Here is a 26,994-nt window from a genome sequence, read left to right as displayed (position 1 = left end):
GGCTCGACGTGCTCGTTTAACCCTTAGTCACGCACTGTGCTCGAATTGACACACAGCGTCATGCGTCGCGTACTGGGCATAAGGGGCTATTCCCCCGGAGCCCGGTCGGTGGTGCATCCACCGTCTGTCGGCTCCCCCTCCCTTCTCCCTGGAGCCGCAATGACCGTGCAGCAGCACGCGACGATGCAGACAGTTCTGGCGTACGAGGACGATCCCGGAGCTCCTCTGCGGGAAAATGTGCCGGTTCGACGCCCGGTGCCCCAGCTCGACACGCAGCCCTTCCCGACGGCCATCTCCGAGGCCGCGCCGCAGCCGGACAGCGCCGGGCCGGGCACGCCGGCCTTCCGCTACTGGGTGGCGGCCGACGCGCTGAGCACGGGCTGTCAGATGTGGGGTCCGCTGGTTCCGACGGGAACGCAGTGGGTCCCGTCGGTCGGACGGGTCCTGCCCGTGCATCTCGACGAGGGAGTCGACCTCAACGCCTTCTACGACCGGCGAAGCCTGAAGTTCTTCCACCAGAGGGTGGAAGGAGTGGACGTCTTCTCGGGCGGGAGCCCCGAGATCGTCCGGCACGAGCTGGGTCACGCGGTGCTCGACGCCCTGCGCCCCCAGCTGTGGAACGCGGCGACGCACGAGGCCGACGGCCTGCACGAGGCGTTCGGTGACATCAGCGCGCTGCTGACCGCACTCCAGGTGGAGTCGCTGCGGACTGCCGTCCTGACCCAGACGCAGGGCCGCATCGAGCAGTCCTCCCGTATGTCACGGCTGGCCGAGCAACTGGGCTGGGCGCTGGACAAGGTCGCACCGGGCGCGGCCGAACCCGACTGCCTGCGCAACATGTCCAACCGCTTCTTCTACCGTGACCCGGTGGACCTGCCGCCGAGCGGACCCGCGAGCATGCTCACCAGCGGGCCGCACTCGTTCTCCCGGGTGTTCAGCGGCGCGTTCCTGAAGGTCGTCGCGGGGATCTTCCGGCAGCAGGACGGCCAGGACCAGGCCGCGCTGGCCGAGGCGGGCCGGATCGCCGGGCAGCTGCTGGTGGACGCCGTCGTGGCCGCGCCGGTGGTGCCCGGCTACTACGCGCAGGTCGCGGGCCACATGATCGCGGCGGACCAGAATCGCCACAGCGGCAAGTACGGCCCGTCCCTGCGCTCGGCGTTCACCCGCCACGGCATCCTCTCCGTGAACGCCGCCACGTCCCTCACCGCGCAGGAGATCGCACACCGGGGCGCCGCCTTGGCCGAGGCGACGCCGGGCGGCCGGGACGAGGACAGTCTGACGCCCATCACGGTCCAGGGGGCCGAATACGGCATCAAGGGGCCGCTCACCCTCTTCGCGCCCGGGGAGTCCCGACGCTTCGGCGTCGCCGGCTCCGACCCCGCGGGCGGCTCGGTGCGGCCCGCCGACCCCGAGCAGGTCGCCACCTCGTACCTGGAGGACCTGCTCCGCCGCGGCCGGATCGAGATCCCCGCCGAGCATCGCACCGACGTCGCGATCGTCGACGACAGCCCCCGGCTCAAGACGCACGAGATCGCCCGGAGCGAGACCGCCGGGGGCCTCGCCCTGGTCCGGCGCTGCTTCGACTGAGAGGCCGGCCAGGAAGTCAGCTGAGGAAGCGCAGACGACGGACGGTGAGCCGTCCGTCGTCCTCGCGCTTGATGACGTGGGTCGTCCGGGACGTCGGCTCCTCGCCCTCGAACACCGCCTGGCCCCGTGCCAGCAGATCGCTGACGTACTTCTCGGTCGCCCGGCGATCGGCCTCGTCGTTCTGCTCGTGCCCGTCCTCGCCCGAGTCCGGGTTCGTGTCATTGCCCATGCCCATATGCGCACTTTATTCCGTCGGTGTCTCCAGCCCGGAGAATGTCGGAGCGGTTGCGGTGACCGAACCGGCGATCGTGCGGAACAGCGCACACAACGCAACGGCGGCGGCACACCTCTCAGAGGCGTACCGCCGCCGTTGTCCGGGGCGTCTTGATCGAACCGGCCGGCGGTCAGATCCCGTCGGGGTCCTTGCGCTCCAGCGCGGGCCGCGAGCCCGGAGCCGACTCGGTGAGCAGGTAGTCCGCCGCCGCACGGTCGGTCACCAGGCTGGTGACGAGCCCCGAGCGCAGCACCGCGCCGATCGCCGCGGCCTTGCGCTGACCGCCCGCGATCGCCACGACCTCGGGGATCCGGCGCAGCCGGTCGGCCTCGACCGTGATGCAGCGCTCGCCGAGGTCACGCCCCACCCTGCGCCCGTCGGCGTCGAAGAGGTGCGCGGACATCTCGGCGGCGACGCCGAGGGAGGCGTAGTGGGCGCGCTCCTCGTCCGTGAGCATGTCGTGCACGGTCGAGATGCCCGGCTCCCAGGAGCCGATGGACACACAGGCGACGGTGACCTTGTCGAAGTACTCGAAGGCCCGCGCGATGCCGGTCTGGTTGCGCAACGCGGCAGCCGTGGCGGGGTCGGGCAGCAGCATCGGCGCGTAGATGGGGTGCGCCTCGCCGCCGGAGACCTGGGCGGCACGCCGTACCGCCTCGACCGAGCCGCGCTCGGCGGTCCCGGCGTCGTACACGCCGGTGAGCTGCACGACCGTGCACGGGGGCAGCCGATCGAGGGCCGCGGCCATGTGAATGGTGGAGCGGCCCCAGGCCAGGCCGAGGACGTCGCCCTCGTTGACCAGCTCGCCGAGCAGGTCGGCCGCGGTCTCGCCGAGGTTCTCGGGGTCGGGCGACTCGTCCTCGCCCTCGGCCGGGGACTCGACGACGACGGCGTGGCGGAGCCCGTAGCGGGCCCGCAGCGCGTCGGAGCGCTCGGCGTCCAGCTCTGCGGGTACGCGGATCTCGATCCGTACGAGGTCGCGTTCGAGGGCGGTCTCCAGGACCCGGGCCACCTTGAAGCGGCTCACGCCGAACTCCTCGGCGATCTGGATCTTGGACTTGCCCTCGAGGTAGAAGCGACGGGCCATGGCCGCCGCCTGCACCAGCTCCGCGGGTCCCATCCGCAGGGCTGACCGTCCCGCCGAGATTCCCGCCACCGCGATCTCCTCACTGCTGTTCACGTACCGCTGGTTCACTTGCTGCCGTTCACACTCTGGACCCGGTGTTCATCCTGTCAGATGCGACGGGCCCTGATCAGTCCTGTCGGCCCACCGACGGACCGCGTTCATCTGGCCGAGGCTCAGTGGCCACACGCCCACGCCGCCGAGGCGGTCGCGGACTCGGCCTTCGCCCGGAGCGCACGCACGGCCTCGGCCGGGTCCGCGGCGCCGTAGACCGCCGATCCGGCGACGAAGACGTCGGCTCCGGCCTCGGCGCACTGCTCGATGGTGGATTCGGCGACCCCGCCGTCGACCTGCAGCCACAGCTCCAGGCCGTGCTTGGAGATCAGCTCACGGGTGCGGCGGATCTTGGGGAGCATGATGTCGAGGAAGGCCTGCCCGCCGAAGCCGGGCTCGACGGTCATGATCAGCAACATGTCGAGCTCGGGAAGCAGGTCCTCGTACGGCTCGATGGGCGTCGCGGGCTTCAGCGCCATCGACGCCCGCGCGCCCTTCGCCCGGATCTCACGCGCGAGACGGACGGGCGCGGCCGCCGCCTCCACGTGGAAGGTGACGGACCCGGCGCCGGCCTCCACGTACTGCGGGGCCCAGCGGTCCGGGTCCTCGATCATGAGGTGGCAGTCCAGCGGGGTGTCCGTCGCGCGGCTGAGCGACTCGACGATCGGTACGCCGAGGGTCAGGTTGGGCACGAAGTGGTTGTCCATCACATCGACATGCAGCCAGTCGGCACCGTCGACGGCCTTCGCCTCCTCGGCGAGGCGGGCGAAGTCTGCGGACAGGATGCTGGGGTTGATCTGCGCCATGTGCCAAGCCTGCCATGCTCTTGGGCACTTCTTTGCCGCGGACCGGTTTCGGACCGGGATCCGCGCGGGTCCGGGAGGGGATCGGCCCGGATTCGGCCCGAATTCGGACCGATCCCCGTCCACATGCCGGACGGATGGCGACCGGTGTCGACCGACTCTCAGGCCGTACGGCGCAGGAGGGCCAGGTACATGGCGTCCGTGCCGTGCAGATGTGGCCACAACTGGACGTCCGGGCCCTCGCCGAGCGCGGGGACTCCGGGCATGAGCGGGCGGACGTCGATCCACTCCGCCTCGACGGCCGGGCCGCCACGGCCCTTGAGGACGTCCTCGACGACCACGCGGGTCTCCGCCAGGTGCGGCGAGCAGGTCGCGTACCCGACGACTCCCCCGACGCGGACGGCCGACAGCGCCTCGCGCAGCAGACCCCGCTGCAGCGGGGCGAAGCCGTCCAGGTCCTCCGGGCGACGGCGCCAGCGTGCCTCGGGACGACGGCGCAGGGCGCCGAGACCGGAACACGGGACGTCCATCAGGACCCGGTCGAAGGAGCCGGGCCGCCACGGCGGGCGGGTGCCGTCGGCGGCGATGACCTGGTACGGGCCGGGGTTGCCGGCCAGCGCCCGCTCGACCAGGCGGGCGCGGTGCGGCTGCTTCTCGGAGGCGAGCAGGGCGGCGCCGCGCTCCGCGGCCAGGGCCCCGAGCAGGGCCGCCTTGCCGCCGGGGCCCGCGCAGCCGTCGAGCCAGCGCTCGTCCCGGCCCTCCAGGGGCGCGTTGGCCAGCGCGATGGCGACGAGCTGGCTGCCCTCGTCCTGGACGCCCGCCCGCCCCTCCTTCACGGCCTCGATGGCACCGGGCTCGCCGCCCTCGGCGAGCCGTACCGCGTACGGCGACCAGCGGCCGGGCAGCGTGTCCTCGCCGCTGAGCTCGTCGGTGGTGGCGCGCCCCGGCCGGGCCACGAGCGTGACCTCGGGCCGCTCGTTGTCGGCCTCCAGCAGGTCCTCGATCCCGGCCCGCCCGCCGCCGAGGGCGTCCCAGAGCGCGGAGACCACCCAACGGGGGTGCGAGTGGACGATCGCGAGATGGTCCTCGGCGTCGTCCTCGTAGGGCGGGGCGACCTGCTGGACCCAGGTGTCGAGGTCGTTCTGCGCGATCTTCCGCAGAACGGCGTTCACGAACTTGGCCCGCCCGTCCCCGAGCACCACCCGCGCCAGCTCCACGCTCGCGGAGACGGCCGCGTGCGTCGGGATGCGCGTACCGAGCAGCTGATGCGCGCCGAGCGACAGCACGTCGAGCACGGGCGGATCGACCTCCCGCAGCGGCCGGTCGATGCACGCCGAGACGATGGCGTCGTACGTCCCCTGCCGCCGCAGCGTCCCGTAGACCAACTCGGTCGCGAGCGCCGCGTCCCGCCCGTCGAAGTCACCCTTCTCCCGGGCCTTCTTGAGCAGGGGCGGCAGCACGAGATTCGCGTACGCGTCCCGCTCGTCGACGGCCCTGAGCGCCTCGAAGGCCAGGATCCTGACGGGATCCTTCTTGGGGCGCCGGTACGGCTTGGGGGGACGGCGACGTGCCTGCTCGCTCAAAAGGTGCTCCGCTGACGAAGTGAGACGGTCGAACCCCCTCAGCCTACGTCCGCGCCGCCCACCCGCTCGCCCACCCGTCGCCCACCACCGCCTGCTCGACGGCGCTATGCGCCGACTGCTTCTCCTGCGGCGATCCGGACGCCGCGCGCCCAGTCCGCCGCCTTCATCGGCTTCTTGCCCTGGGGCTGGACCCAGAGGAGTTCGACGGCGTGCGAGCCCGTGCCGACGTACACGTTGTTCTTGCCGGCCGCGAGCTCGCCGGGGGCCAGGTCGGTGCGGTCCGGGACGAGGGCCGCCTGGATCAGCTTGAGGCGCTCGCCGCGGAACACGGTCCAGGCGCCCGGGGCGGGCGTGCAGCCGCGGACGACGCGGTCCACGCGCAGCGCCGGGGCCTTCCAGTCCACGTGGGCGTCCTCGACCTGGATCTTGGGCGCCAGGGTGATGCCCTCGGAGGGCTGCGGCACGGCCTTCAGGCTGCCGTCCTCGATGCCGTCCATGGTGGCCGCGAGCAGCCCGGCGCCGGCGAAGGCGAGCCGGGTGAGCAGGTCCCCGCTGGTGTCGGTGGGACGGACGTCCTCGGTGATGACGCCGTAGACCGGACCGGAGTCGAGCCCTTCCTCGATCAGGAACGTCGACGCGCCCGTGACCTCGTCGCCCGCCATCACGGCGTGCTGCACGGGCGCCGCGCCGCGCCAGGCCGGCAGCAGCGAGAAGTGCAGGTTGACCCAGCCGTGGGCGGGGATGTCGAGGGCGACCTTGGGCAGCAGCGCGCCGTAGGCGACGACCGGGCAGCAGTCCGGGGCGATCTCGCGGAGCCGCGCGAGGAACGCCTCGTCGCGCGGCCGCGCCGGCTTGAGCACCTCGATCCCGGCCTCCTCCGCGCGCTCGGCGACCGGGCTCGCGACCAGGCGCCTGCCGCGGCCCGCGGGGGCGTCGGGGCGGGTGACGACGGCGGCCACCTCGTGCCTGCCGGAGGCGAGCAGGGCGTCCAGGGCGGGTACGGCGACCTCGGGGGTGCCTGCGAAGACCAGCTTCACTCGGGGAAACCTCGCATCTCGGGGCGGTGGGGTACCTCCCTGCTCGAGCGCAGCCGAGAGCTTGGGGGAGGGCAGCGCACCAGTCTAGGGGCCGGGGCCCGAGGGGGCGTACGTGAGCATGAGCGCCCTGCGCATATGCGTATACGCCCCCGCAGCGTGACCCAACCACGGGTAGCGCGTTGGTCAAGAGAGATTGACCGAAACGGGCCGCCCTCCCCTCGTGGCCCGACCCTTTTCCACGCCGGTTCGAGAGGCTTTCACATGGCCGACCACGCAACCCACGACGCCCAAGCCCGGGCAAGTCTGCATCTGTTGGTGCGGGACATCGAGCGGGTCCGGCGGCAGGTGGACGCACTGCGCACGCTCACGGCCCAGTTGGGCAATGTCTACCGACCGCGCCGCTCCGGCCCGTCGACGGGCTTCGTCGTCTACGGGCGGGCGCCCGCCCCGACCGTACGGCTCGCCCAGGAGCTGCGGGACAGCGTCGAGACCCTGGTGACCGCGGCGGTCGACTTCGACCGCTCGCTCGGGTTCTCGTGGGACGCGGTGGGCTCGGCGCTCGGCGTCACGAAGCAGGCCGTCCACCGCCGCTACGGCGCCCGGCGCGCGCCCCAGCCGGGCGCCGTCGTGGAGCAGGACCGCGCCACGGAGCCGGGCACGACCCGTACGCTCCCGGTCGTCCCGCCGGCCCGCACGATGCCTGCGCAGACCACCCCCGTGTCGCAGACCCTCCGCGAGGACCCGCGCCCTCCGGCCTTCCCCGGCCCCCGCAACGGCTGACCCCGCACGCGACATCGCGTCGACGCCTTCGGTCGCCCGCCCCGTGGGATGGGCGACCGAAGCCGTGTCAGCCGATGTCCGGTGGGTCGACGCGCACCCGGACCGGCTCTCCGCCGCCCCGGGCCAGTCGCGCCGCCTGCGCCTTCTTCAACGCCGCGGCCAGCGCGGCACCGTTGCCCGGCGGGACGCGCACCAGTGCGCGCTCCCACTGCTCCCCCGGCGGGGTGTCCCCCGGCCGACGAGGCCCGCCGGCCCGTACGACGGGCAGCGGCACCGGCCCCAACACCTCGGCGTCGCCGGGGAGTTCGGCAGCCGACAGGAACGCCGTCAGCGCCTCGGGCGGGCCTGACACCGCCGCCATCCGGGACACCGGCGGGAAGCCCAGCTCCGCCCGCTCGGCCAGCTCGCGCTGGGCGTGGCCGACGGGGTCCCATCGCACCAGGGCCTGCACCGGCCGCAGGGTGGGTTCCGCGACCACCACCACCGTGCCGCCCTCGCCCTGCCCCCGCACGAGCGAGGCCGCGTCGATCCAGCGGCGCAGGGCCTCCTCGCCCGCGCGCAGGTCGGGCCGGCCGAGCATCGCCCAGCCGTCGAGGAGCAGCGCGGCCGCGTAACCGCCCTCGGCGACGGGCTCCGCGCCCGGCGTGGACACCACCAGCGCGGGCCGTCCGGGCACGGTGTCCAGGACGTGGTCCCGTCCAGACGTCCGTACCGGAACCGCAGGGAACGCCCGGCCCAGCTCCTCCGCCGTCCGGCGCGCGCCCACGACCTGGGCCCGCAGCCTCGTCGCACCGCACTCCACGCAGTGCCAGTCCGGCGCTCCCCGCCCACACCAGCCGCACCGCAGCTCCTGCTGCTCGGGGGCTTCCAGGGGCCCGGCGCAGTGCCGGCAGCGGGCGGGCGTCCGGCAGCGCTCGCAGGCCAGCCTCGGTACGTAGCCCCGCCGCGGGACCTGGACGAGCACCGGGCCCGTCTTGAGCCCCTCCCGGACGGTCTGCCAGGCCAGGGAGGGCAGCCTGGCGGCCCGGGCGGCCTCGTCGCGGGCGAGTTCGCCGTCGCCCACGGTCCGTACGAGCGGGGCGGCGGTCCGCACCTGATCGCGGCCGGCGACCAGCGGCGCGGCCCAGCCGGACTCGACGAGCTGGGCGGCCTCGACCGTGCAGCTGGTGGAGCCGAGCAGGAAGGCGCACTTGTCGTGGGCGGCGCGCAGCAGCAGCACGTCACGAGCGTGGGGCTGCGGGGCGTGCGGCTCGCTGTGGCTGCCGTCCCCGTCGTCCCAGATGGCGACGAGCCCGAGGTCCCGTACGGGCGCGAACATCGCCGCCCGTGTCCCCACGACGGCGCGCACGGAGCCCCGCCGCACGGCGAGCCACTGGCCGTACCGCTTCTCCGGTCCGGTCTCGGCCGTGAGCAGCGCGTGCCGCCCCTGCCCGAGGAGCGCGGTCAGTGCCGCGTCCACCCGCGCGGCGGCCCGCCCGTCGGGCACGACGACCAGCGCCCCCCGGCCGGAGGCGAGCGTCGCGGCCACGGCGCGGGCCAGCTCGTCGGCCCAGTACGGCCCCGGCAGCGCGTTCCAGACCGCCCTGGGGGCTGCGCCCCGGGCCAGGGCCTCCAGGAAGGCGGGACCGCGCTCGTACCGCCCCCAGCTGCCCGCCTCCGGGGCGGTGGGCGGCGGCAGCGGCTCCGGGGACGCCTTGGCCTCCGCCCGGGCGCTGCGCGGCGGTATCGCCAGCTGGAGCACGTCCGCCAGGCTCCCCGCGTACCGGTCGGCCACCGCCCGTGCGAGGCCGAGGAGGTCGGCGCTCAGCACCGGCTCGGACGAGACGACGTCGGCGAGCGCGGCCAGCGCCCCCTTGTAGTCCGACTCGGCCCGCCGCTCGACCAGGAATCCGTCGATCAGCCGCCCGCCCTCGCGCCGCCCGTCCCTGACCTGATGCGCCCCGGCCCCGAACCGCACCCGCACCCGCACCCCGGGCTGCGCGACGGCGTCCAGCTCCTCGGGCACGGCGTAGTCGAAGAACTGGTCGAGGTGCAGCACGCCCTTGTTGACCACCACCCGCGCCACGGGCAGCTCCTTGGCCAACGCGGCCCCCCGCCACGTCCGCGGCTTGGCCCGCGGCACCTTCGCCTTCCGCACGGACTCCCGAATGAGCGCGAGCTGCTCGTGCGACTCATCGGCCGCACCCTCGGGCGTCTCGTTCTCGCTGCTCACAGCCTCATACCTACCAGACCGCACTGACAGCCGGACGTGGCCGGACGCACGGAAGCCCGGCTCCCCCGCAGGGGGCCGGGCTTCCGTCGCGTTCAGGCGTCGCCTACGGGCTTACAGGCCCGCGGCCTTGCGCAGGGCGTCCACGCGGTCCGTGCGCTCCCAGGTGAAGTCGGGGAGCTCCCGGCCGAAGTGGCCGTACGCCGCGGTCTGGGCGTAGATCGGGCGCAGCAGGTCGAGGTCGCGGATGATCGCGGCCGGACGGAGGTCGAAGACCTCGCCGATGGCGTTCTCGATCTTCTCGGTCTCGACGGTGTTGGTGCCGAAGGTCTCGACGAAGAGGCCCACGGGCTCCGCCTTGCCGATCGCGTACGCGACCTGGACCTCGCAGCGCGAGGCGAGGCCGGCGGCCACGACGTTCTTGGCGACCCAGCGCATGGCGTAGGCGGCCGAGCGGTCGACCTTGGACGGGTCCTTGCCGGAGAAGGCGCCGCCGCCGTGGCGGGCCATGCCGCCGTAGGTGTCGATGATGATCTTGCGGCCGGTGAGGCCGGCGTCGCCCATCGGGCCGCCGATCTCGAAGCGTCCGGTCGGGTTGACCAGCAGGCGGTAGCCGTCGGTGTCCAGCTTGATGCCGTCGTCCAGGAGCTGCTTGAGGACGTGCTCGACGACGAACTCGCGGATGTCGGGCGCGAGCAGCGACTCGAGGTCGATGTCCGAGGCGTGCTGCGAGGAGACCACGACCGTGTCGAGGCGGACGGCCTTGTCGCCGTCGTACTCGATGGTGACCTGGGTCTTGCCGTCGGGGCGCAGGTACGGGATGGTGCCGTTCTTGCGGACCTCGGTCAGGCGCTTGGACAGCCGGTGCGCGAGGTAGATCGGGAGCGGCATCAGCTCCGGGGTCTCGTCCGAGGCGTAGCCGAACATCAGGCCCTGGTCGCCGGCGCCCTGCTTGTCCAGCTCGTCCTCGTCGCCCTCGACGCGCTTCTCGTACGCCGTGTCGACGCCCTGCGCGATGTCCGGGGACTGCGACCCGATGGAGACCGAGACGCCGCAGGAGGCGCCGTCGAAGCCCTTCTTCGAGGAGTCGTACCCGATCTCGAGGATCTTGTTCCGTACGAGGGTGGGGATGTCGGCCCACGCCTTCGTGGTCACCTCACCGGCGACGTGCACGAGGCCCGTGGTGATCAGCGTCTCGACGGCGACGCGGGAGGTGGGGTCCTCGCGGAGGAGCGCGTCGAGAATGGTGTCGCTGATCTGGTCAGCGATCTTGTCGGGGTGACCTTCGGTCACGGACTCCGAAGTGAACAGACGACGGGACACAATGCTCCCTGGGGTTGCAGCGGCTGCTGGCTCAACAATGTCGGACGGCAGGGGGCTGCGCCCCGCGACGTACCGCGACCAGTCTACTGGGCGTGCTCGGGCATTGGGCCAGGTGTCTCGCAAGGTGGGAGCCGGAGGCTCACGCAATCCGGCCTCCCACGCGGCACGAACACCCGTTCCGGTCCCCCGAGAGGACCGGATTCACGGGATTTCACTCGGCCGTGACGGTGAAATCCGGACGATCGGTGGATTCCCCGGAATTCCCCGCGGGCATGGACCGCAGGCGTGGTGCGACCAGATCCCAGACCGTCTCCGCCAAAGCTTCCTTCGGTCCGTACGGTACGGGCGTGTCGGTGCCGTCGGCCGACAGGACCACGGCCTCGTTCTCCTCGGACCCGAAGGTCTTGCGCTCCCCCACCTCGTTGACCACGAGCAGGTCGCAGCCCTTGCGGCGCAGCTTCTCCCGGCCGTTGGCGAGGACGTCGTCGGTCTCGGCGGCGAAGCCGACGATCACCTGGCCGGGCAGGGCCCGGTCGGCCGAGATCTCGGCGAGGATGTCGGGGTTGCGGACCAGTTCGACGGTCGGCGCCTCGACGTCGTCCCGCTTCTTGATCTTCCCCGTGGCGTAGGCCGCCGGGCGGAAGTCCGCGACGGCCGCCGCCATGACCACGGCGTCGGCGTCGGACGCCGCCTTGAGGACGGCCTCGCGCAGCTGGATCGCGGTGCCGACGTGGACCACGTCGACGCCGGCCGGGTCGGGGATGCCGGTGTTGGCCTCGACGAGGGTGACCCGGGCGCCCCGGGCGGCGGCGGCCTTGGCCAGGGCGTAGCCCTGCTTGCCGGAGGAGCGGTTGCCCAGGTAGCGGACCGGGTCGAGGGGCTCACGGGTGCCGCCCGCGCTGACCACGACATGGCGGCCGACGAGGTCGGGGGCCGCGGTGCCGCGCGCGAGGACGCGCCGGCAGACCTCGAAGATCTCCGCGGCCTCGGGCAGCCGACCCTTGCCGGTGTCGACGCCGGTCAGTCGGCCGACGGCCGGTTCGATGACGACGGCACCGCGGCGGCGCAGCGTCGCCACGTTCTCCTGGGTGGCGGGGTGCTCCCACATCTCGGTGTGCATCGCCGGGGCGAAGACGACCGGACAGCGGGCGGTGAGCAGCGTGTTCGTCAGGAGGTCGTCGGCGAGACCGTGGGCGGCCTTGGCGAGCATGTCGGCGGTGGCGGGGGCCACCACGACGAGGTCGGCGCCCTGCCCGATCCGTACGTGCGGGACCTCGTGGACGGACTCCCAGACCTCGGTGGAGACGGGGTTGCCGGACAGGGCGGACCAGGTGGCCGCGCCGACGAAGTTCAGGGCGGCGTCGGTCGGCACGACGCGTACGTCGTGGCCCGACTCGGTCAGCCGCCGGAGCAGCTCACAGGCCTTGTACGCGGCGATGCCGCCGCTGACCCCCAGAACGACCTTCGGCTTGGTCACCACTGCCACTCCCCGCACTCGGATGCGTACGACTCCATGAGACACCACAGGCCCGGCGGATGTTCCGCCGGGCCTGTGGTGACAAACGTTACGTGCTTACTGCGCCGGGCCCTCGATGGCCTCGGAGGTCAGCAGACCCGCGTTGATCTCGCGCAGGGCGATCGAGAGCGGCTTCTCGTGGACGTGCGTGTCGACGAGCGGACCGACGTACTCGAGCAGGCCCTCGCCGAGCTGCGAGTAGTACGCGTTGATCTGACGCGCGCGCTTGGCCGCGTAGATCACGAGGCTGTACTTCGAGTCGGTGGCCTCGAGCAGCTCGTCGATCGGGGGGTTGATGATGCCCTCGGGCGCGGTGATGGAAGAGGACACTCTCTTGCCTTCCGAAGAAACTTCTGGGTGAGCTGATCCGGGTGATCAGATCCAGGCGATCAGAAAAAGATCAAACAACGTTCATCAAGGCTAGCAGCTCACGCGCCACGTCCTCGACGGAGGTGTTGACCAGGGTGGTGTCGAACTCCGGCTCGGCGGCCAGTTCGATCTTGGCGGCCTCCAGCCGGCGCTCGATGACCTCCGGCGACTCCGTGCCGCGACCGGTGAGCCGGCGGACCAGCTCGTCCCAGCTCGGCGGGGCCAGGAAGACCAGCTGCGAGTCCGGCATGGACTCCTTGACCTGCCGGGCGCCCTGGAGGTCGATCTCCAGGAGAACCGGCTCGCCGGCCTCCAGGCGCTCCAGGACCGCCGCGCGAGGCGTGCCGTAGCGGTTGCCCGCGAACTCGGCCCATTCGAGGAGTTCCCCGTTGGCGACCAGCTTGTCGAACTCGTCGTCCGTGACGAAGAAGTACTGGACGCCGTGCTTCTCGCCGGGGCGGGGCTTTCGTGTCGTGGCCGACACCGAGAGCCAGACCTCGGGGTGGACCTTGCGCATATGAGCGACGACCGTGCTCTTGCCCACCCCGGAGGGGCCGGAGAGCACGGTCAGCCGCGGACGTACCTCTGCTGCCATGCAGCGATTATTCCAGCTTTACGGGGGTGCCTGGGACGGCAGTCCCGTCTCAGGCGCCGGTGCTGCCGAACTCGCGCTCCAGGGAGGCGATCTGGTTGGAACCGAGCCCGCGCACACGACGGCTCTCGGAGATGCCGAGCCGCTCCATGATCTGCTTGGCGCGGACCTTGCCCACGCCCGGGAGCGACTCGAGCAGCGCGGAGACCTTCATCTTGCCGATGACGTCGTTCTCCTGGCCACTCTTGATCACCTCGTGGAGGGAGGCGCCGGAGTGCTTGAGTCGATTCTTGACCTCGGCCCGCTCCCGGCGAGCCGCGGCGGCCTTTTCGAGCGCGGCTGCGCGCTGTTCAGGGGTAAGGGGCGGAAGAGCCACGCCTACGTCACCTCGGATGTCGAACTGTCGGATACGGACCGGTGAGGAACCTAGTCGCCCCACACCAGTGGAGCAACGATCAACGTAGTGACCGTTGAACGCTGACTCTGCCCCGGAGACTAGCGGCCAATGTCTCTCCAGTCAGCGAGAACAAGCGAAAAGTCCTGGTCAGCATCGACCGACCAGGACTTTTCAGGCATAACGACCGGGTTTTGAGCCAAGTTCTTGTCAAGGAGTGAGACGGCCCCGACCTGCGGATTGGCCCCGGCGTGCGATCAGGCGGCGACGGCCTCGCGGATTTCCGTCGCGTAGCGCTCCGCGGAGGCCCGCAGGGCGGCGGCGTCCGGGCCGTGCTTCAGGACGCCCCGGCTGACGTTGGGGACCACGTTGCGGACCGCCGAGCCGAAGACGGCCGGGAGATCGGCCGGGGTGGCGCCCTGGGCACCGAGGCCGGGGGCCAGGAGCGGGCCGTTGATGTCGAGGTCGAAGGAGGACAGGTCGCCGAGCGTCGCGCCGACCACCGCGCCGAAGGAACCCATCGGGCTCTCCCCCGCGTTCTCCTCGGCGAGGTGGGCGAGCATGGTCGCGCCGATCGTGCGGCCGTCCTCGCGGACCGCCCGCTGGACCTCGGCGCCCTCCGGGTTGGAGGTGAGCGCGAGGACGAACAGACCCGCGCCGCTCTCCCGCGCCAGGTCGACGGCCGGCTTCAGGGAGCCGTAGCCGAGGTACGGGGAGACGGTGAGGGCGTCCGAGAAGAGCGGGGAGTCCTTCCGGAGGAAGGTCTCGGCGTAGGCCGCCATGGTGGACCCGATGTCGCCGCGCTTGGCGTCCATCACGACCAGACCGCCCGCATCCCGCAGATCGGCGACGGCGCGCTCCAGGACGGCGATGCCGCGCGAGCCGAAGCGCTCGAAGAACGCGGACTGCGGCTTGAAGACGGCCACGGTGTCCGCCAGCGCCTCGACGACCGTGAACGTGAAGCGCTCCAGGCCCGCGATGTCGTCGCCCAGGCCCCAGGAGTCGAGGAGGGCCGCGTGCGGGTCGATGCCGACGCAGAGGGGACCGCGCCGGTCCATGGCGGAGCGCAGGCGGGTGCCGAACGGTTCCAGAGTCACTTCGCGGCCTTTCGGTTGTCGGCGCCGACGGCCTCGGCGAGGGTGGCGTACGGGGAGGCGGCGAGGCGCGCCGCGAGGCCCTTGTGGATCGCGCGGGCGTAGAACGGGCCCTCGTAGATGAAGGCGCTGTAGCCCTGGATCAGGGTGGCGCCGGCCAGGATGCGCTGCCAGGCGTCCTCGGCGTTCTCGATGCCGCCGACGCCCACGAGGACCAGCCGGTCCCCCACGCGCGCGTGGAGGCGCCTGAGCACCGCCAGGGAGCGCTCCTTGACGGGCGCGCCGGAGAGACCGCCGGTCTCCTTGACGAGCGCCGGGTCGGACTTCAGGCCGAGGCCCTCGCGGGCGATGGTGGTGTTGGTGGCGATGATGCCGTCCAGGCCGAGCTCCAGGGCCAGGTCGGCGACGGCATCCACGTCCTCGTCGGCCAGATCGGGGGCGATCTTGACCAGGAGCGGGACGCGGCGGTCGGTGACCGTGCGGTCGGCCGCCTCCCGCACCGCCGTGAGCAGCGGGCGGAGGGACTCGGTGGCCTGGAGGTTGCGCAGGCCAGGGGTGTTCGGCGAGGAGACGTTGACGACCAGGTAGTCGGCGTGCGCGGCGAGGCGCTCGGTGGACTTCACGTAGTCGGCGGCGGCCTCGGCCTCCGGGACGACCTTGGTCTTGCCGATGTTCACGCCCACGACCGTCTTGAAGACCGGCACGCGCGCGTGGAGGCGCTCGGCGACGGCGGCGGAGCCCTCGTTGTTGAAGCCCATGCGGTTGATCAGGGCGCGGTCCGGGACCAGCCGGAAGAGGCGCTTCTTGGGGTTGCCGGGCTGGGCCTCCCCCGTGACCGTGCCGATCTCGATGTGGTCGAAGCCGAGCATCGACATGCCGTCGATGGCGACGGCGTTCTTGTCGAAGCCGGCCGCGAGACCGAACGGGCCGTGCATCCGCAGGCCGAGGGCCTCGGTGCGCAGCTCCTTGTGGCGGGGCGCGAGGACCGCGGCGACGAAGGTGCGCAGGACGGGGATCCGGGCGGCGAGGCGGATCCAGCGGAAGGCGAGGTGGTGGGCCTGCTCCGGGTCCATCCGCTTGAAGACGAGGTCGAAGAAGAACTTGTACATGTGGGGTGTCCTCAGCAAGAGGGGGACACCGTTTCCGGTGTCCCCCTCGTGGGTGCTAGTCGCGGGCCGCGGTCAGGTGTTCCGCGTGTTCCTGGAGCGAGCGGACGCCGACATCGCCGTGGTTGAGCGCGTCGATGCCCTGGACGGCCGCGGCGAGCGCCTGGACCGTGGTGAGGCACGGGACGGAGCGGGCCACCGCCGCCGTACGGATGTCGTAGCCGTCGAGGCGGCCGCCGGTGCCGTACGGGGTGTTGACGATCAGGTCGACCTGGCCGTCGTGGATCAGCTGGACGATCGTCTTCTCGCCGTTCGGGCCCTCGCCCTCGGACTGCTTGCGCACGACCGTGGCGTTGATGCCGTTGCGCTTGAGCACCTCCGCCGTGCCCGAGGTGGCCATCAGCTCGAAGCCGTGGGCGACCAGCTCGCGCGCCGGGAAGATCATCGAGCGCTTGTCGCGGTTGGCGACGGAGATGAACGCCCGGCCCTTGGTGGGCAGCGGGCCGTAGGCGCCGGCCTGCGACTTGGCGTAGGCCGTGCCGAAGACCGCGTCGATGCCCATGACCTCGCCGGTGGAGCGCATCTCCGGGCCGAGGACGGTGTCCACACCGCGGCCGTGCACGTCGCGGAAGCGCGACCACGGCATCACGGCCTCCTTGACGGAGATCGGCGCGTCGAGCGGCAGGGTGCCGCCGTCGCCGGTCTTCGGCAGCAGGCCCTCGGCGCGCAGCTCGGCGATGGTGGCGCCGAGCGAGATGCGGGCGGCGGCCTTCGCGAGCGGGACGGCGGTCGCCTTCGAGGTGAAGGGGACGGTCCGGGAGGCGCGCGGGTTGGCCTCCAGGACGTAGAGGATGTCGCCGGCCATGGCGAACTGGATGTTGATCAGGCCGCGGACGCCGACACCCTTGGCGATGGCCTCGGTGGAGGCGCGCAGGCGCTTGATGTCGAAGCCGCCGAGGGTGATCGGGGGCAGCGCGCAGGCCGAGTCGCCGGAGTGGATGCCGGCCTCCTCGATGTGCTCCATGACGCCGCCGAGGTAGAGCTCGTGGCCGTCGTAGAGGGCGTCGACGTCGATCTCGATCGCGTCGTCGAGGAAGCGGTCGACCAGGACCGGCCGGGTGGGGCTGATCTCGGTGGACTCGGCGATGTACGACTCCAGGCGGGCCTCGTCGTAGACGATCTCCATGCCGCGGCCGCCGAGCACGTACGAGGGGCGTACGAGGACGGGGTAGCCGATCTCGTCGGCGATGGCCTTGGCGCCGGCGAAGGTGGTCGCGGTGCCGTGCTTCGGGGCCGGGAGGCCCGCGTCGGCGAGGACCTGGCCGAAGGCGCCGCGATCCTCGGCGGCGTGGATGGCCTCCGGGGAGGTGCCGACGACCGGCACGCCGTTGTCCTTGAGCGCCTGGGACAGACCCAGCGGGGTCTGGCCGCCGAGCTGGACGACGACACCGGCGACGGGGCCTGCCAGCGTCTCGGCGTGGACGATCTCCAGCACGTCCTCGAGCGTCAGCGGCTCGAAGTACAGGCGGTCGGAGGTGTCGTAGTCCGTCGAGACGGTCTCCGGGTTGCAGTTGACCATCACGGTCTCGTAGCCCGCGTCGCTGAGCGCGAAGGAGGCGTGGACGCAGGAGTAGTCGAACTCGATGCCCTGGCCGATGCGGTTCGGGCCGGAGCCAAGGATGATCACCGCGGGCTTCTCGCGCGGCGCGACCTCGCTCTCCTCGTCGTAGGACGAGTAGAAGTACGGGGTCTTGGCGGCGAACTCGGCGGCGCAGGTGTCGACCGTCTTGTAGACCGGGCGGACGCCGAGCGCGTGCCGGACCTCGCGGACGACGTCCTCGCGCAGGCCGCGGATCTCGGCGATCTGGGCGTCGGAGAAGCCGTGGCGCTTGGCCTCGGCCAGGATCTCCGGGTGGAGCTTCTCGGCGGCGGCCAGCTCGTCGGCGATCTCCTTGATCAGGAAGAGCTGGTCGACGAACCACGGGTCGATCTTCGTGGCGTCGAAGACCTCCTGGGGGGTGGCGCCGGCCCGGATCGCCTGCATGACGGTGTTGATGCGGCCGTCGGTCGGGCGGACCGACTCGCGCAGCAGCTCGTCCTTGTCGCCGGGCTCGCCGACGAAGGTGAACTGCGAGCCCTTCTTCTCCAGGGAGCGCAGGGCCTTCTGCAGCGCCTCGGTGAAGTTCCGGCCGATGGCCATGGCCTCGCCGACCGACTTCATGGTCGTGGTCAGCGTGGAGTCGGCGGAGGGGAACTTCTCGAAGGCGAAGCGGGGCGCCTTGACCACGACGTAGTCGAGCGTGGGCTCGAAGGACGCCGGGGTCTTCTCCGTGATGTCGTTGGGGATCTCGTCCAGCGTGTAGCCGACGGCGAGACGGGCCGCGATCTTGGCGATCGGGAAGCCGGTCGCCTTGGAGGCGAGGGCGGAGGACCGGGAGACACGCGGGTTCATCTCGATGACGATGATCCGGCCGTCGTCCGGGTTCACCGCGAACTGGATGTTGCAGCCGCCGGTGTCGACGCCGACCTCGCGGATGATCGCGATGCCGATGTCGCGCAGCCGCTGGTACTCGCGGTCGGTGAGGGTCATCGCCGGGGCGACGGTGATCGAGTCACCGGTGTGGACGCCCATCGGGTCGAAGTTCTCGATGGAGCAGACGACCACGACGTTGTCGTTCTTGTCGCGCATCAGCTCCAGCTCGTACTCCTTCCAGCCGAGGATGGACTCCTCCAGGAGCACCTCGGTGGTGGGAGACAGGGTCAGGCCCTGGCCGGCGATGCGGCGCAGCTCCTCCTCGTCGTGGGCGAAGCCGGAGCCGGCGCCGCCCATGGTGAAGGAGGGGCGCACGACGACGGGGTAGCCGCCGAGCGTCTCGACGCCCTTGAGGACGTCGTCCATGGAGTGGCAGATGACCGAGCGGGCGGACTCGCCGTAACCGATCTTGGCCTTGACGGCCTCGACGACGCCCTTGAAGAGGTCGCGGTCCTCGCCCTTGTTGATGGCCTCGACGTTGGCGCCGATGAGCTCGACACCGTACTTTTCGAGCACACCCTGCTCGTGCATGGAGATCGCGGTGTTGAGCGCGGTCTGGCCGCCGAGGGTGGGCAGGAGGGCGTCGGGGCGCTCCTTGGCGATGATCTTCTCGACGAACTCGGGGGTGATCGGCTCGACGTAGGTCGCGTCGGCGATCTCCGGGTCGGTCATGATCGTGGCCGGGTTGGAGTTGACCAGGATCACCCGCAGGCCCTCGGCCTTGAGGATGCGGCACGCCTGGGTACCGGAGTAGTCGAACTCGGCGGCCTGGCCGATGACGATCGGGCCGGAGCCGATGACCAGGACGGACTGGATATCGGTGCGCTTAGGCACGCTCGGCCTCCATCAGGGATACGAAGCGGTCGAAGAGGTACGCGGCGTCGTGCGGGCCCGCGGCCGCCTCTGGGTGGTACTGGACGGAGAAGGCCGGCTGGTCGAGCAGCTGCAGGCCTTCCACGACGTTGTCGTTCAGGCAGACGTGCGAGACCTCGGCCCGCCCGTAGGGGGTCTCGGAGACCTTGTCGAGGGGCGCGTCGACGGCGAAGCCGTGGTTGTGCGCGGTGACCTCGACCTTGCCGGTCGTGCGGTCCTGCACCGGCTGGTTGATGCCGCGGTGGCCGTACTTCAGCTTGTAGGTGCCGAAGCCGAGCGCGCGGCCCAGGATCTGGTTGCCGAAGCAGATGCCGAAGAGCGGGGTCCTGCGCTCCAGGACGGCCTGCATGACGGCGACGGGGCCGTCGGCGGTGGCCGGGTCGCCCGGGCCGTTGGAGAAGAACACGCCGTCGGGGTTGACGGCGAAGACGTCCTCGGCGGTGGCCGTGGCGGGGAGCACGTGGACCTCGATGCCGCGCTCGGCCATCCGGTGCGGGGTCATGCCCTTGATGCCGAGGTCGACGGCGGCGACGGTGAACTTCTTCTCGCCGATCGCGGGGACGACGTAGGTCTCCTTGGTGGCGACCTCGGCGGAGAGGTTCGCGCCCTTCATCTCGGGCTGCTGGCGCACCTCGGCCAGCATGGTGCCCTCGTCGGGCAGCGCGCTGCCCGAGAAGATGCCGACGCGCATGGCGCCGCTCTCGCGCAGGTGGCGGGTGAGGGCGCGGGTGTCGATGCCGGAGATGCCGACGACGCCCTGCTTCCGCAGCTCCTCGTCGAGCGAGCGCTGCGAGCGCCAGTTGGAGGAGACGCGGGCGGGGTCGCGGACGACGTAGCCGGAGACCCAGATCCGCGCGGACTCGGGGTCCTCGTCGTTGACGCCGGTGTTGCCCACGTGCGGGGCGGTCATCACGACGACCTGGCGGTGGTACGACGGGTCGGTGAGGGTCTCCTGGTAGCCGGTCATTCCGGTGGAGAACACGGCCTCGCCGAAGGTCTCCCCCACGGCCCCGTAGGCGCGGCCGCGGAAGATGCGGCCGTCCTCCAGGACGAGTACGGCGGGAACCTTGCCGGTTCCCCTTGTGGAGGTCGTCATCGTGCGGTGCCTTCCGTCGTGCTTGCGTGGTTCGAAGAGTTCATGGAGTTGACGGCCTCGACCCAGGCGGCGTGCTCGGCCGCGCGGTCGGACCGGAAGCCGGAGTCGAGGAGCTGCTCGCCGTGCGCCCAGGTGACGATCAGCAGCCCGCCCTCGGCGAGGACCTTCCCGGCGATGCCCTTGTCGAGCCGGGCCTCGCGCAGCCGGTCGGCCGGGATGAAGAAGTCGGTGGCGCCGGGGCGTACGACCTCGATCCCCGCGTCCGTGAGCGTGAGCTCGACGCGGCTGCGGGTGCCGAGACCGTGGGCGACGATCCGGTCGAGCCACTGCCCGGCGGTCGTGGACCCGTGGTAGCGCCCGCTGAGAGTCAGTTTCGCCTCGCCGCGCGGGTCCGGCGCGGTGGGGAGCTCGGGGAGGTCCGACTGGAGGCTGCCGCGCCACTTCCATCCCTGGCGCATCAGCCAGTAGACGAAGGCGACGAAGAGCAGGAGACCGACGACCCAGCCGAGCCGTCCGGCCCAGTCGGTCACCTCCGCCGACTTCTTCTCAGCCTCGGCGGCGATGTCGATGAGTGATGTCACGCCAGCTTCCCGTCCACGACCGTTGCCCGGCCCCGCAGGAAGGTGTGGGTGATGCGTCCCGGCAGCTCGCGGCCCTCGTAGGGGGTGTTGCGGCTGCGGGAGGCGAAGCCCGCGGGGTCCACGAGACCACGGTATGCCGGATCGACCAGCGTCAGGTTCGCGGGCTCACCTGCCGAGACGGGGCGTCCGTGGTCCTTGGCCTGGCCGATCTGGGCGGGCTTGACGGACATCCGGTCGGCGACGCCGGCCCAGTCGAGCAGTCCGGTCTCGACCATCGTCTGCTGGACGACGGAGAGCGCGGTCTCCAGGCCGACCATGCCCATGGCGGCCGCGGCCCACTCGCAGTCCTTGTCCTCGTGCGGGTGCGGGGCGTGGTCGGTGGCGACGATGTCGATGGTGCCGTCGGCCAGGGCCTCGCGGAGCGCCATCACGTCACGCTCGGTGCGCAGCGGCGGGTTGACCTTGTAGACGGGGTTGTAGCTGCGGACCAGCTCGTCCGTGAGGAGGAGGTGGTGCGGGGTGACCTCGGCGGTGACGTCGATGCCGCGGGACTTGGCCCAGCGGACGATCTCGACCGAGCCGGCCGTGGAGAGGTGGCAGATGTGCACCCGGGAGCCGACGTGCTCGGCGAGGAGGACGTCGCGCGCGATGATCGACTCCTCGGCGACGGCCGGCCAGCCGCCGAGACCGAGTTCGGCGGAGACGACGCCCTCGTTCATCTGGGCGCCCTCGGTGAGGCGGGGCTCCTGGGCGTGCTGGGCGACGACGCCGCCGAAGGCCTTCACGTACTCCAGGGCGCGGCGCATGATCACGGCGTCGTCGACGCACTTGCCGTCGTCGGAGAAGACCGTGACGCCGGCGGCGGAGTCGTGCATCGCGCCGAGCTCGGCGAGCTTCTTGCCCTCCAGGCCGACGGTGACGGCGCCGATGGGCTGCACGTCGCAGTAGCCGTGCTCCTTGCCGAGCCGGTAGACCTGCTCGACGACGCCGGCGGTGTCGGCGACGGGGAAGGTGTTGGCCATGGCGAAGACGGCGGTGTAGCCGCCGGAGGCGGCCGCCTGGGTGCCGGTGAGGACGGTCTCGGAGTCCTCGCGGCCGGGCTCGCGCAGGTGGGTGTGGAGGTCGACCAGGCCGGGCAGGAGGATCCGCCCCTCGGCCTCGATCACCGTCGCGCCCTCGGCCGACAGGCCCGTGCCCACCTCGGCGATGGTCTCGCCGTCGATCAGGACGTCCTGCGGCTCGCCGCCCAGCACCTTCGCACCGCGGATAAGGATCTTGCTCATGGTTACTTGCTCTCCTCGGTACGGGTGTGGCTGACGTCGGACTCGTTGCCGCCCAGCAGCAGGTACAGGACGGCCATGCGGACGGAGACGCCGTTGGCGACCTGCTCGACGACCGTGCAGCGGTCGGAGTCGGCGACCTCGGCGGTGATCTCCATGCCGCGGACCATGGGGCCGGGGTGCATGACGATGGCGTGCTCCGGCATCTTCGCCATCCGCTCGCCGTCGAGCCCGTACCGCCGCGAGTACTCGCGCTCGGTCGGGAAGAAGGCCGCGTTCATCCGCTCACGCTGCACACGCAGCATCATGACCGCGTCGGACTTCGGCAGCACGCTGTCGAGGTCGTACGAGACGTCGCAGGGCCAGGTCTCGACGCCGACCGGGACCAGGGTGGGCGGGGCCACCAGGGTGACCTCGGCGCCGAGGGTGTGGAGCAGGTCGACGTTGGAGCGGGCGACCCGGCTGTGCAGGACGTCGCCGACCAGGGTGATGCGCTTGCCGGCGAGGTCCTGGCCGAGACCGGCGTCGCGGCCGACGAGTCGGCGGCGCATGGTGAAGGCGTCGAGCAGCGCCTGGGTGGGGTGCTGGTGGGTACCGTCGCCGGCGTTGATGACGGGGGCGTCGATCCAGCCGGAGGTGGCGAGCCGGTAGGGGGCGCCGGAGGCGCCGTGGCGGATGACGACGGCGTCGACGCCCATCGCCTCCAGGGTCTGGGCCGTGTCCTTGAGGGACTCGCCCTTGGAGACGCTGGAGCCCTTGGCCGCGAAGTTGATCACGTCGGCGGAGAGACGCTTCTCGGCGGCCTCGAAGGAGATCCGGGTGCGGGTGGAGTCCTCGAAGAACAGGTTGCAGATCGTTCGGCCGCGCAGCGTGGGCAGCTTCTTGATCGGCCGGTCGGCCACCCGGGCCATCTCCTCGGCGGTGTCGAGGATGAGGACGGCGTCGTCGCGGGTGAGGTCGGCGGCCGAGATGAGGTGACGCATCATCGGTTTTCTCTCCGTGGTGGGGAGGGCGAGGGCATGCGGGTGCGCAGGGATGTGCCCAGGACCCGTCGGGGGCCGGTCCGGCTAGGAGGCGGGCTTGCTGCCGAGCAGCACGGTGTCGCGACCGTCCTCCTCGGCGAGCTGAACCTTGACCGTCTCCCGCAGCGACGTGGGGAGGTTCTTGCCGACGTAGTCGGCGCGGATCGGAAGTTCGCGGTGGCCGCGGTCGACGAGAACCGCGAGCTGGACGGCGCGGGGGCGGCCGATGTCGCCGAGCGCGTCGAGCGCGGCCCGGATCGTGCGGCCGGAGAAGAGCACGTCGTCGACGAGGACGACCAGGCGGCCGTCGACGCCGTCACCGGGGATCTCGGTGCGGCCGATGGCGCGCGCGGGCTTCATCCGCAGGTCGTCGCGGTACATGGTGATGTCGAGGGAGCCGACCGGGATCGTGCGTCCGGTGATCTCGGCGAGCTTGTCGGCCAGCCGGCGGGCGAGGAAGACGCCACGCGTGGGGATGCCGAGGAGAACCACGTCGTCGGCGCCCTTGGCGCGCTCGACGATCTCGTGGGCGATGCGGGTCAGTACCCGCGCGATGTCCGGGCCCTCGAGAACAGGGCGTGCGGCATCGGTCTGCTGCTGTGCGTCCATATGAAACGGACCTCCTTCTCCGCCTCACGGGACGGACCTTAAAGGACGTCGGAATTGCGCCCTTGACTCTACCAGGGGCGGGTGACCGCCCAGCTCACCACCCTCCCGCCACTCCGGGCGCCGTCCCCCGGGAGGGGGCGGTATGGACCATTCGGCTTGACGGGAAAGAGTAACGCTGCGTAACCTCACAGTGAGTTACCAGCCACGCGGCGGAGCCGCACGTTGTCTACAGCGTCCAGCGTCCGGGGAGCTATATGTCCAGCGAATACGCAAAGCAGCTCGGGGCCAAGCTCCGTGCCATCCGCACCCAGCAGGGCCTTTCCCTCCACGGTGTGGAAGAGAAGTCCCAGGGCCGCTGGAAGGCCGTCGTGGTCGGCTCGTACGAGCGCGGTGACCGCGCCGTGACGGTGCAGCGCCTCGCCGAGCTGGCGGACTTCTACGGCGTTCCGGTGCAGGAGCTCCTGCCCGGCACGACCCCGGGCGGGGCCGCCGAGCCCCCGCCGAAGCTCGTTCTCGACCTTGAGCGCCTGGCCCACGTCCCGCAGGAGAAGGCCGGCCCCCTGCAGCGCTACGCGGCGACGATCCAGTCGCAGCGCGGCGACTACAACGGCAAGGTGCTGTCGATCCGTCAGGACGACCTGCGCACGCTCGCGGTCATCTACGACCAGTCGCCCTCGGTGCTGACCGAGCAGCTGATCAGCTGGGGCGTGCTGGACGCGGACGCGCGCCGCGCAGTCGCCCACGAGGACAACTGAGCAGAAACGTTGCCGCCGGGGTGGGAAGGGCCTGAGGGCCTTCTCCACCCCGGCGGTTTTCGCATGTCGCGAGAGCGTCGCGCGAGCTGTCGCGGGAGCATCGTGCGAGACCGCCGCACGATCCCGGGATACGCCGAAGGGGCCCGCAGCACGTGTGCTGCGGGCCCCTTCGACTGCCGGGGACGCGAGGTTCAGGCGTCCCGGCGAAGGCGCGGCTTCAGGTCCTTGAAGCGGGCCAGGAGGCCGTTGACGAACGTCGGGGACTCGTCGGTGGAGAACTCCTTGGCGAGCTGCACCGCCTCGTCGATCGCCACGGCGTCCGGCGTCTCGTCGGCCCAGATCAGCTCGTACGCGCCGAGGCGCACGATGTTCCGGTCGGCAACCGGCATCCGGTCCAGGTCCCAGTCCACCGCGTAGGTGGCGATGAGCTCGTCGATCCGCTTCGCGTGGTCCGCGTAGCCCTCGACCAGCTGCATCGTGAACTCGTTGACCGGCGGCTGGCGGTCGTCGGACCGGGCGTGCCGGACCCAGTCCGCGAGGACCTCCTGCACGGACGCACCGCGCTGGTCGGCCTCGAAGAGGATCTGGAAGGCGCGCTTACGGGCCTTGCTGCGGGCAGCCACGGTTAGTCGTTCACCCGGCCGAGGTAGTCGCTCGTGCGCGTGTCGACCTTGATCTTCTCACCGGTGGTGATGAAGAGCGGGACCTGGATCTCGTGGCCGGTCTCCAGCGTGGCGGGCTTGGTGCCACCGGTGGAGCGGTCGCCCTGGACACCCGGGTCGGTGTGCTGGATCGTCAGCGTGACGGCGGCGGGGAGCTCGACGTAGAGCACCTCGCCCTCGTGCTGCGCGACGGAGGCGGTGAAGCCCTCGATCAGGAAGTTGGCGGCGTTGCCGACGGCCTTGCGGTCGACGTGCAGCTGGTCGTAGGTCTCCATGTCCATGAAGACGAAGTAGTCGCCGTCCATGTAGGAGAACTGCATGTCACGGCGGTCGATGGTGGCCGTGTCGACCTTCACGCCGGCGTTGAAGGTCTTGTCGACGACCTTGCCGGACAGCACGTTCTTGAGCTTGGTGCGCACGAAGGCCGGGCCCTTGCCGGGCTTGACGTGCTGGAACTCGACGACGGACCAGAGCTGGCCGCCTTCGAGCTTGAGCACCATGCCGTTCTTGAGGTCGTTCGTGGAAGCCACGGTTGCGGAATCTCCTGGACTGACGTGGGACCGGGAGGCGTACGCGCCCTACAGCGCGAGCAGCTCCTTGGTCGTAATGGTGAGTAGCTCGGGTCCGCCGTCCGCCTCCTGGCGCACGACGAGCGTGTCATCGATCCGGACCCCGCCCCGGCCCGGGAGGTGGACCCCCGGTTCGACGGTGACCGGCACACAAGCGTCCAGTTTACCCATGGCCGCGGGTGCGAGCTGCGGGTCCTCGTCGATTTCCAGGCCGACTCCGTGCCCGGTGAGGGGTGGAACGGCTTCTCCGTGACCCGCGCCGTCCAGGATCTGCCGGGCGGCACGGTCCACGTCACGGTACTCGGCACCGGGCGCGAGGGACTCCCGCCCCGCCCTTTGAGCGGCGAAGACGAGGTCGTACAGCTCGATCTGCCAGTCCGCGGGGGTCGTGCCGATGACGAACGTACGGCCGATCTCGCAGCGATAGCCGCGGTAGTTGGCGCCGAGGCAGACGGAGAGGAAATCTCCTTCCTCGACACGGCGGTCGGACGGCCGGTGGCCGCCCCGGCCGGAGTTCGGGCCGGTGGCCACGGAGGTCGGGAAGGCGGCGCCGTCCGCGCCGTGGTCGACGAGCCGGCGCTCCAGCTCCAGGGCGAGATGCCGCTCGGTCCGCCCGACAAGGATGGATTCGAGCAGCTCGCCCAGTGCCTGGTCGGCGATCTCGGCCGCGATCCGCAGACAGGCGATCTCGTCCTCGTCCTTCACGATCCTCAGCTGCTCGACGGCTCCACCGAGATCGGCGAGCTGGAGCTGCGGGGCGACCGAGCCCATGGCGCGGTGGCGGGCCACGGTCAGATGGTGCTCCTCGACGGCGAGGGCGTGCGCGCCCGCCTTGCGGGCGAAGTCGACGGCCGCGACGGCGGGATCGCCGCCGGCCGGGGGCAGCACGGCCTGCCGGAGCAGCTCGTCGAGCCGCCCGTCGGCCGGATCTCCGCCGGGTGTGGTGGGGCAGAGCAGTACGTCCTCGTCCGGGCCGAGCAGCAGTACGGCGCCGTGGGGCGAACTGCCCGCGAGATAGCGGACGTTGGCGGGGCGGGAGACCAGGGCCGCCGGGCTGCCGACTGCCGCGCACCGGTCGCGCAGCCGCACACGGCGGTCCGCATACACCTCTGACATGTTCCGAGCCTACGAGGGCCGGGCCGCCCCGGCCTGCTCAGCGCGGCCGACCGG

25 protein-coding genes are annotated in these 26,994 nt (G+C 71.4%); 3 read left to right on the top strand and 22 right to left on the bottom strand.

Annotation, left to right across the window (positions count from 1 at the left end; all coding sequences use genetic code 11):
* Nucleotides 1–159: 159 nt before the first annotated feature.
* Entirely contained in the window at nt 160–1,587 is a 1,428-nt protein-coding gene (locus ABZ939_RS01825; protein ID WP_361847662.1) for a hypothetical protein, read from the top strand.
* A 16-nt stretch (nt 1,588–1,603) separates the two neighbouring features.
* Here ABZ939_RS01825 and ABZ939_RS01820 read toward each other — a convergent pair whose 3' ends face one another.
* The 5 genes from ABZ939_RS01820 to fmt form a co-directional block, all read right to left on the bottom strand.
* Nucleotides 1,604–1,816: a hypothetical protein gene (locus ABZ939_RS01820; protein WP_361847659.1), complete on the bottom strand. Its 213-nt coding sequence runs from the start codon at nt 1,814–1,816 to the stop codon at nt 1,604–1,606.
* Between the two features lie 175 nt (nt 1,817–1,991).
* Nucleotides 1,992–3,041, bottom strand: a complete 1,050-nt coding sequence (locus ABZ939_RS01815; RefSeq protein ID WP_361847656.1) for a sugar-binding domain-containing protein — start codon at nt 3,039–3,041, stop codon at nt 1,992–1,994.
* A 119-nt stretch (nt 3,042–3,160) separates the two neighbouring features.
* Nucleotides 3,161–3,844 (bottom strand): ribulose-phosphate 3-epimerase, encoded by a 684-nt coding sequence (gene rpe, locus ABZ939_RS01810; RefSeq protein WP_361847653.1) that lies wholly within the window; start codon nt 3,842–3,844, stop codon nt 3,161–3,163.
* 158 nt (nt 3,845–4,002) lie between these two features.
* Nucleotides 4,003–5,424 (bottom strand): transcription antitermination factor NusB, encoded by a 1,422-nt coding sequence (locus ABZ939_RS01805; protein WP_361847650.1) that lies wholly within the window; start codon nt 5,422–5,424, stop codon nt 4,003–4,005.
* 104 nt (nt 5,425–5,528) lie between these two features.
* Nucleotides 5,529–6,461 carry a methionyl-tRNA formyltransferase gene (fmt, locus tag ABZ939_RS01800; protein ID WP_361847647.1) on the bottom strand — a complete coding sequence of 311 codons (933 nt, stop codon included), beginning with the start codon at nt 6,459–6,461 and terminating at the stop codon, nt 5,529–5,531.
* Between the two features lie 261 nt (nt 6,462–6,722).
* On the opposite strand from fmt, the gene ABZ939_RS01795 reads away from it, so the two are divergent.
* A complete protein-coding gene (locus ABZ939_RS01795) occupies nt 6,723–7,241 on the top strand; it encodes a hypothetical protein (protein ID WP_361847645.1) in 519 nt (172 codons plus the stop codon).
* A 67-nt stretch (nt 7,242–7,308) separates the two neighbouring features.
* Here ABZ939_RS01795 and ABZ939_RS01790 read toward each other — a convergent pair whose 3' ends face one another.
* From ABZ939_RS01790 to pyrR, 14 genes are all read right to left on the bottom strand, one after another.
* Nucleotides 7,309–9,453 carry a primosomal protein N' gene (locus tag ABZ939_RS01790; RefSeq protein ID WP_361847642.1) on the bottom strand — a complete coding sequence of 715 codons (2,145 nt, stop codon included), beginning with the start codon at nt 9,451–9,453 and terminating at the stop codon, nt 7,309–7,311.
* Nucleotides 9,454–9,564: 111 nt separating this feature from the next.
* Entirely contained in the window at nt 9,565–10,773 is a 1,209-nt protein-coding gene (gene metK / locus ABZ939_RS01785; RefSeq protein WP_361847639.1) for a methionine adenosyltransferase, read from the bottom strand.
* 211 nt (nt 10,774–10,984) lie between these two features.
* Complete coding sequence (gene coaBC / locus ABZ939_RS01780) at nt 10,985–12,250, bottom strand: bifunctional phosphopantothenoylcysteine decarboxylase/phosphopantothenate--cysteine ligase CoaBC (RefSeq protein ID WP_361847636.1); 1,266 nt, start codon at nt 12,248–12,250, stop codon at nt 10,985–10,987.
* A 96-nt stretch (nt 12,251–12,346) separates the two neighbouring features.
* The gene (rpoZ, locus tag ABZ939_RS01775) at nt 12,347–12,619 is read right to left on the bottom strand and encodes a DNA-directed RNA polymerase subunit omega (RefSeq protein ID WP_005319902.1); all 273 of its coding nucleotides are present in this window, start codon (nt 12,617–12,619) and stop codon (nt 12,347–12,349) included.
* A 70-nt stretch (nt 12,620–12,689) separates the two neighbouring features.
* The gene (gene gmk, locus ABZ939_RS01770; RefSeq protein WP_361847634.1) at nt 12,690–13,253 is read right to left on the bottom strand and encodes a guanylate kinase; all 564 of its coding nucleotides are present in this window, start codon (nt 13,251–13,253) and stop codon (nt 12,690–12,692) included.
* Nucleotides 13,254–13,302: 49 nt separating this feature from the next.
* A complete protein-coding gene (locus ABZ939_RS01765) occupies nt 13,303–13,626 on the bottom strand; it encodes an integration host factor (protein ID WP_030693098.1) in 324 nt (107 codons plus the stop codon).
* Nucleotides 13,627–13,901: 275 nt separating this feature from the next.
* A complete protein-coding gene (gene pyrF / locus ABZ939_RS01760; protein WP_361847631.1) occupies nt 13,902–14,741 on the bottom strand; it encodes an orotidine-5'-phosphate decarboxylase in 840 nt (279 codons plus the stop codon).
* Nucleotides 14,738–15,847, bottom strand: coding sequence for a quinone-dependent dihydroorotate dehydrogenase (locus ABZ939_RS01755; RefSeq protein ID WP_361847628.1), 1,110 nt, complete (start codon nt 15,845–15,847; stop codon nt 14,738–14,740). The genes pyrF and ABZ939_RS01755 overlap by 4 nt, the downstream gene beginning before the upstream one ends.
* A 55-nt stretch (nt 15,848–15,902) precedes the next feature.
* Entirely contained in the window at nt 15,903–19,211 is a 3,309-nt protein-coding gene (carB, locus tag ABZ939_RS01750) for a carbamoyl-phosphate synthase large subunit (protein WP_361847625.1), read from the bottom strand.
* On the bottom strand, nt 19,204–20,346 hold the full coding sequence (gene carA / locus ABZ939_RS01745) for a glutamine-hydrolyzing carbamoyl-phosphate synthase small subunit (protein ID WP_361847622.1): 1,143 nt from the start codon (nt 20,344–20,346) through the stop codon (nt 19,204–19,206). The genes carB and carA overlap by 8 nt, the downstream gene beginning before the upstream one ends.
* Nucleotides 20,343–20,927, bottom strand: coding sequence for a hypothetical protein (locus ABZ939_RS01740; protein WP_361847619.1), 585 nt, complete (start codon nt 20,925–20,927; stop codon nt 20,343–20,345). Before ABZ939_RS01740 ends, carA begins: the two co-directional genes overlap by 4 nt.
* Nucleotides 20,924–22,210, bottom strand: a complete 1,287-nt coding sequence (locus ABZ939_RS01735; RefSeq protein WP_361847616.1) for a dihydroorotase — start codon at nt 22,208–22,210, stop codon at nt 20,924–20,926. Before ABZ939_RS01735 ends, ABZ939_RS01740 begins: the two co-directional genes overlap by 4 nt.
* A 2-nt stretch (nt 22,211–22,212) precedes the next feature.
* Nucleotides 22,213–23,193: an aspartate carbamoyltransferase catalytic subunit gene (locus tag ABZ939_RS01730; RefSeq protein WP_361847613.1), complete on the bottom strand. Its 981-nt coding sequence runs from the start codon at nt 23,191–23,193 to the stop codon at nt 22,213–22,215.
* Nucleotides 23,194–23,274: 81 nt separating this feature from the next.
* Nucleotides 23,275–23,838, bottom strand: a complete 564-nt coding sequence (gene pyrR / locus ABZ939_RS01725) for a bifunctional pyr operon transcriptional regulator/uracil phosphoribosyltransferase PyrR (RefSeq protein WP_361847610.1) — start codon at nt 23,836–23,838, stop codon at nt 23,275–23,277.
* 254 nt (nt 23,839–24,092) lie between these two features.
* On the opposite strand from pyrR, the gene bldD reads away from it, so the two are divergent.
* Nucleotides 24,093–24,593 (top strand): transcriptional regulator BldD, encoded by a 501-nt coding sequence (gene bldD / locus ABZ939_RS01720; protein WP_017242229.1) that lies wholly within the window; start codon nt 24,093–24,095, stop codon nt 24,591–24,593.
* Between the two features lie 191 nt (nt 24,594–24,784).
* Here bldD and nusB read toward each other — a convergent pair whose 3' ends face one another.
* Genes nusB through ABZ939_RS01705 form a run of 3 tightly spaced genes read right to left on the bottom strand, consistent with a single transcriptional unit; the run spans nt 24,785 to nt 26,940 of the window.
* Nucleotides 24,785–25,216, bottom strand: coding sequence for a transcription antitermination factor NusB (gene nusB / locus ABZ939_RS01715; protein ID WP_361847607.1), 432 nt, complete (start codon nt 25,214–25,216; stop codon nt 24,785–24,787).
* A gap of 2 nt (nt 25,217–25,218) precedes the next feature.
* Nucleotides 25,219–25,785: an elongation factor P gene (efp, locus tag ABZ939_RS01710; RefSeq protein WP_137990532.1), complete on the bottom strand. Its 567-nt coding sequence runs from the start codon at nt 25,783–25,785 to the stop codon at nt 25,219–25,221.
* A 48-nt stretch (nt 25,786–25,833) separates the two neighbouring features.
* Nucleotides 25,834–26,940: an aminopeptidase P family protein gene (locus tag ABZ939_RS01705; RefSeq protein WP_361847603.1), complete on the bottom strand. Its 1,107-nt coding sequence runs from the start codon at nt 26,938–26,940 to the stop codon at nt 25,834–25,836.
* Nucleotides 26,941–26,994: the final 54 nt, after the last annotated feature.

Source organism: Streptomyces sp. NPDC046712 (genome assembly GCF_040645695.1).
GTDB lineage: Bacteria > Actinomycetota > Actinomycetes > Streptomycetales > Streptomycetaceae > Streptomyces.
This window is presented reverse-complemented; position numbering and strand designations above follow the sequence as displayed.

Bases quoted from the DNA above. Each gene is read 5' to 3' on its own strand.
- gmk (WP_361847634.1), bottom strand. From the start codon at position 13,253: ATGGCAGCAGAGGTACGTCCGCGGCTGACCGTGCTCTCCGGCCCCTCC.
- rpe (WP_361847653.1), bottom strand. From the start codon at position 3,844: ATGGCGCAGATCAACCCCAGCATCCTGTCCGCAGACTTCGCCCGCCTC.
- bldD (WP_017242229.1), top strand. From the start codon at position 24,093: ATGTCCAGCGAATACGCAAAGCAGCTCGGGGCCAAGCTCCGTGCCATC.
- carA (WP_361847622.1), bottom strand. From the start codon at position 20,346: ATGACGACCTCCACAAGGGGAACCGGCAAGGTTCCCGCCGTACTCGTC.
- ABZ939_RS01795 (WP_361847645.1), top strand. From the start codon at position 6,723: ATGGCCGACCACGCAACCCACGACGCCCAAGCCCGGGCAAGTCTGCAT.
- ABZ939_RS01735 (WP_361847616.1), bottom strand. From the start codon at position 22,210: ATGAGCAAGATCCTTATCCGCGGTGCGAAGGTGCTGGGCGGCGAGCCG.
- ABZ939_RS01705 (WP_361847603.1), bottom strand. From the start codon at position 26,940: ATGTCAGAGGTGTATGCGGACCGCCGTGTGCGGCTGCGCGACCGGTGC.
- ABZ939_RS01755 (WP_361847628.1), bottom strand. From the start codon at position 15,847: ATGTACAAGTTCTTCTTCGACCTCGTCTTCAAGCGGATGGACCCGGAG.
- ABZ939_RS01730 (WP_361847613.1), bottom strand. From the start codon at position 23,193: ATGATGCGTCACCTCATCTCGGCCGCCGACCTCACCCGCGACGACGCC.
- pyrR (WP_361847610.1), bottom strand. From the start codon at position 23,838: ATGGACGCACAGCAGCAGACCGATGCCGCACGCCCTGTTCTCGAGGGC.
- ABZ939_RS01820 (WP_361847659.1), bottom strand. From the start codon at position 1,816: ATGGGCAATGACACGAACCCGGACTCGGGCGAGGACGGGCACGAGCAG.
- ABZ939_RS01825 (WP_361847662.1), top strand. From the start codon at position 160: ATGACCGTGCAGCAGCACGCGACGATGCAGACAGTTCTGGCGTACGAG.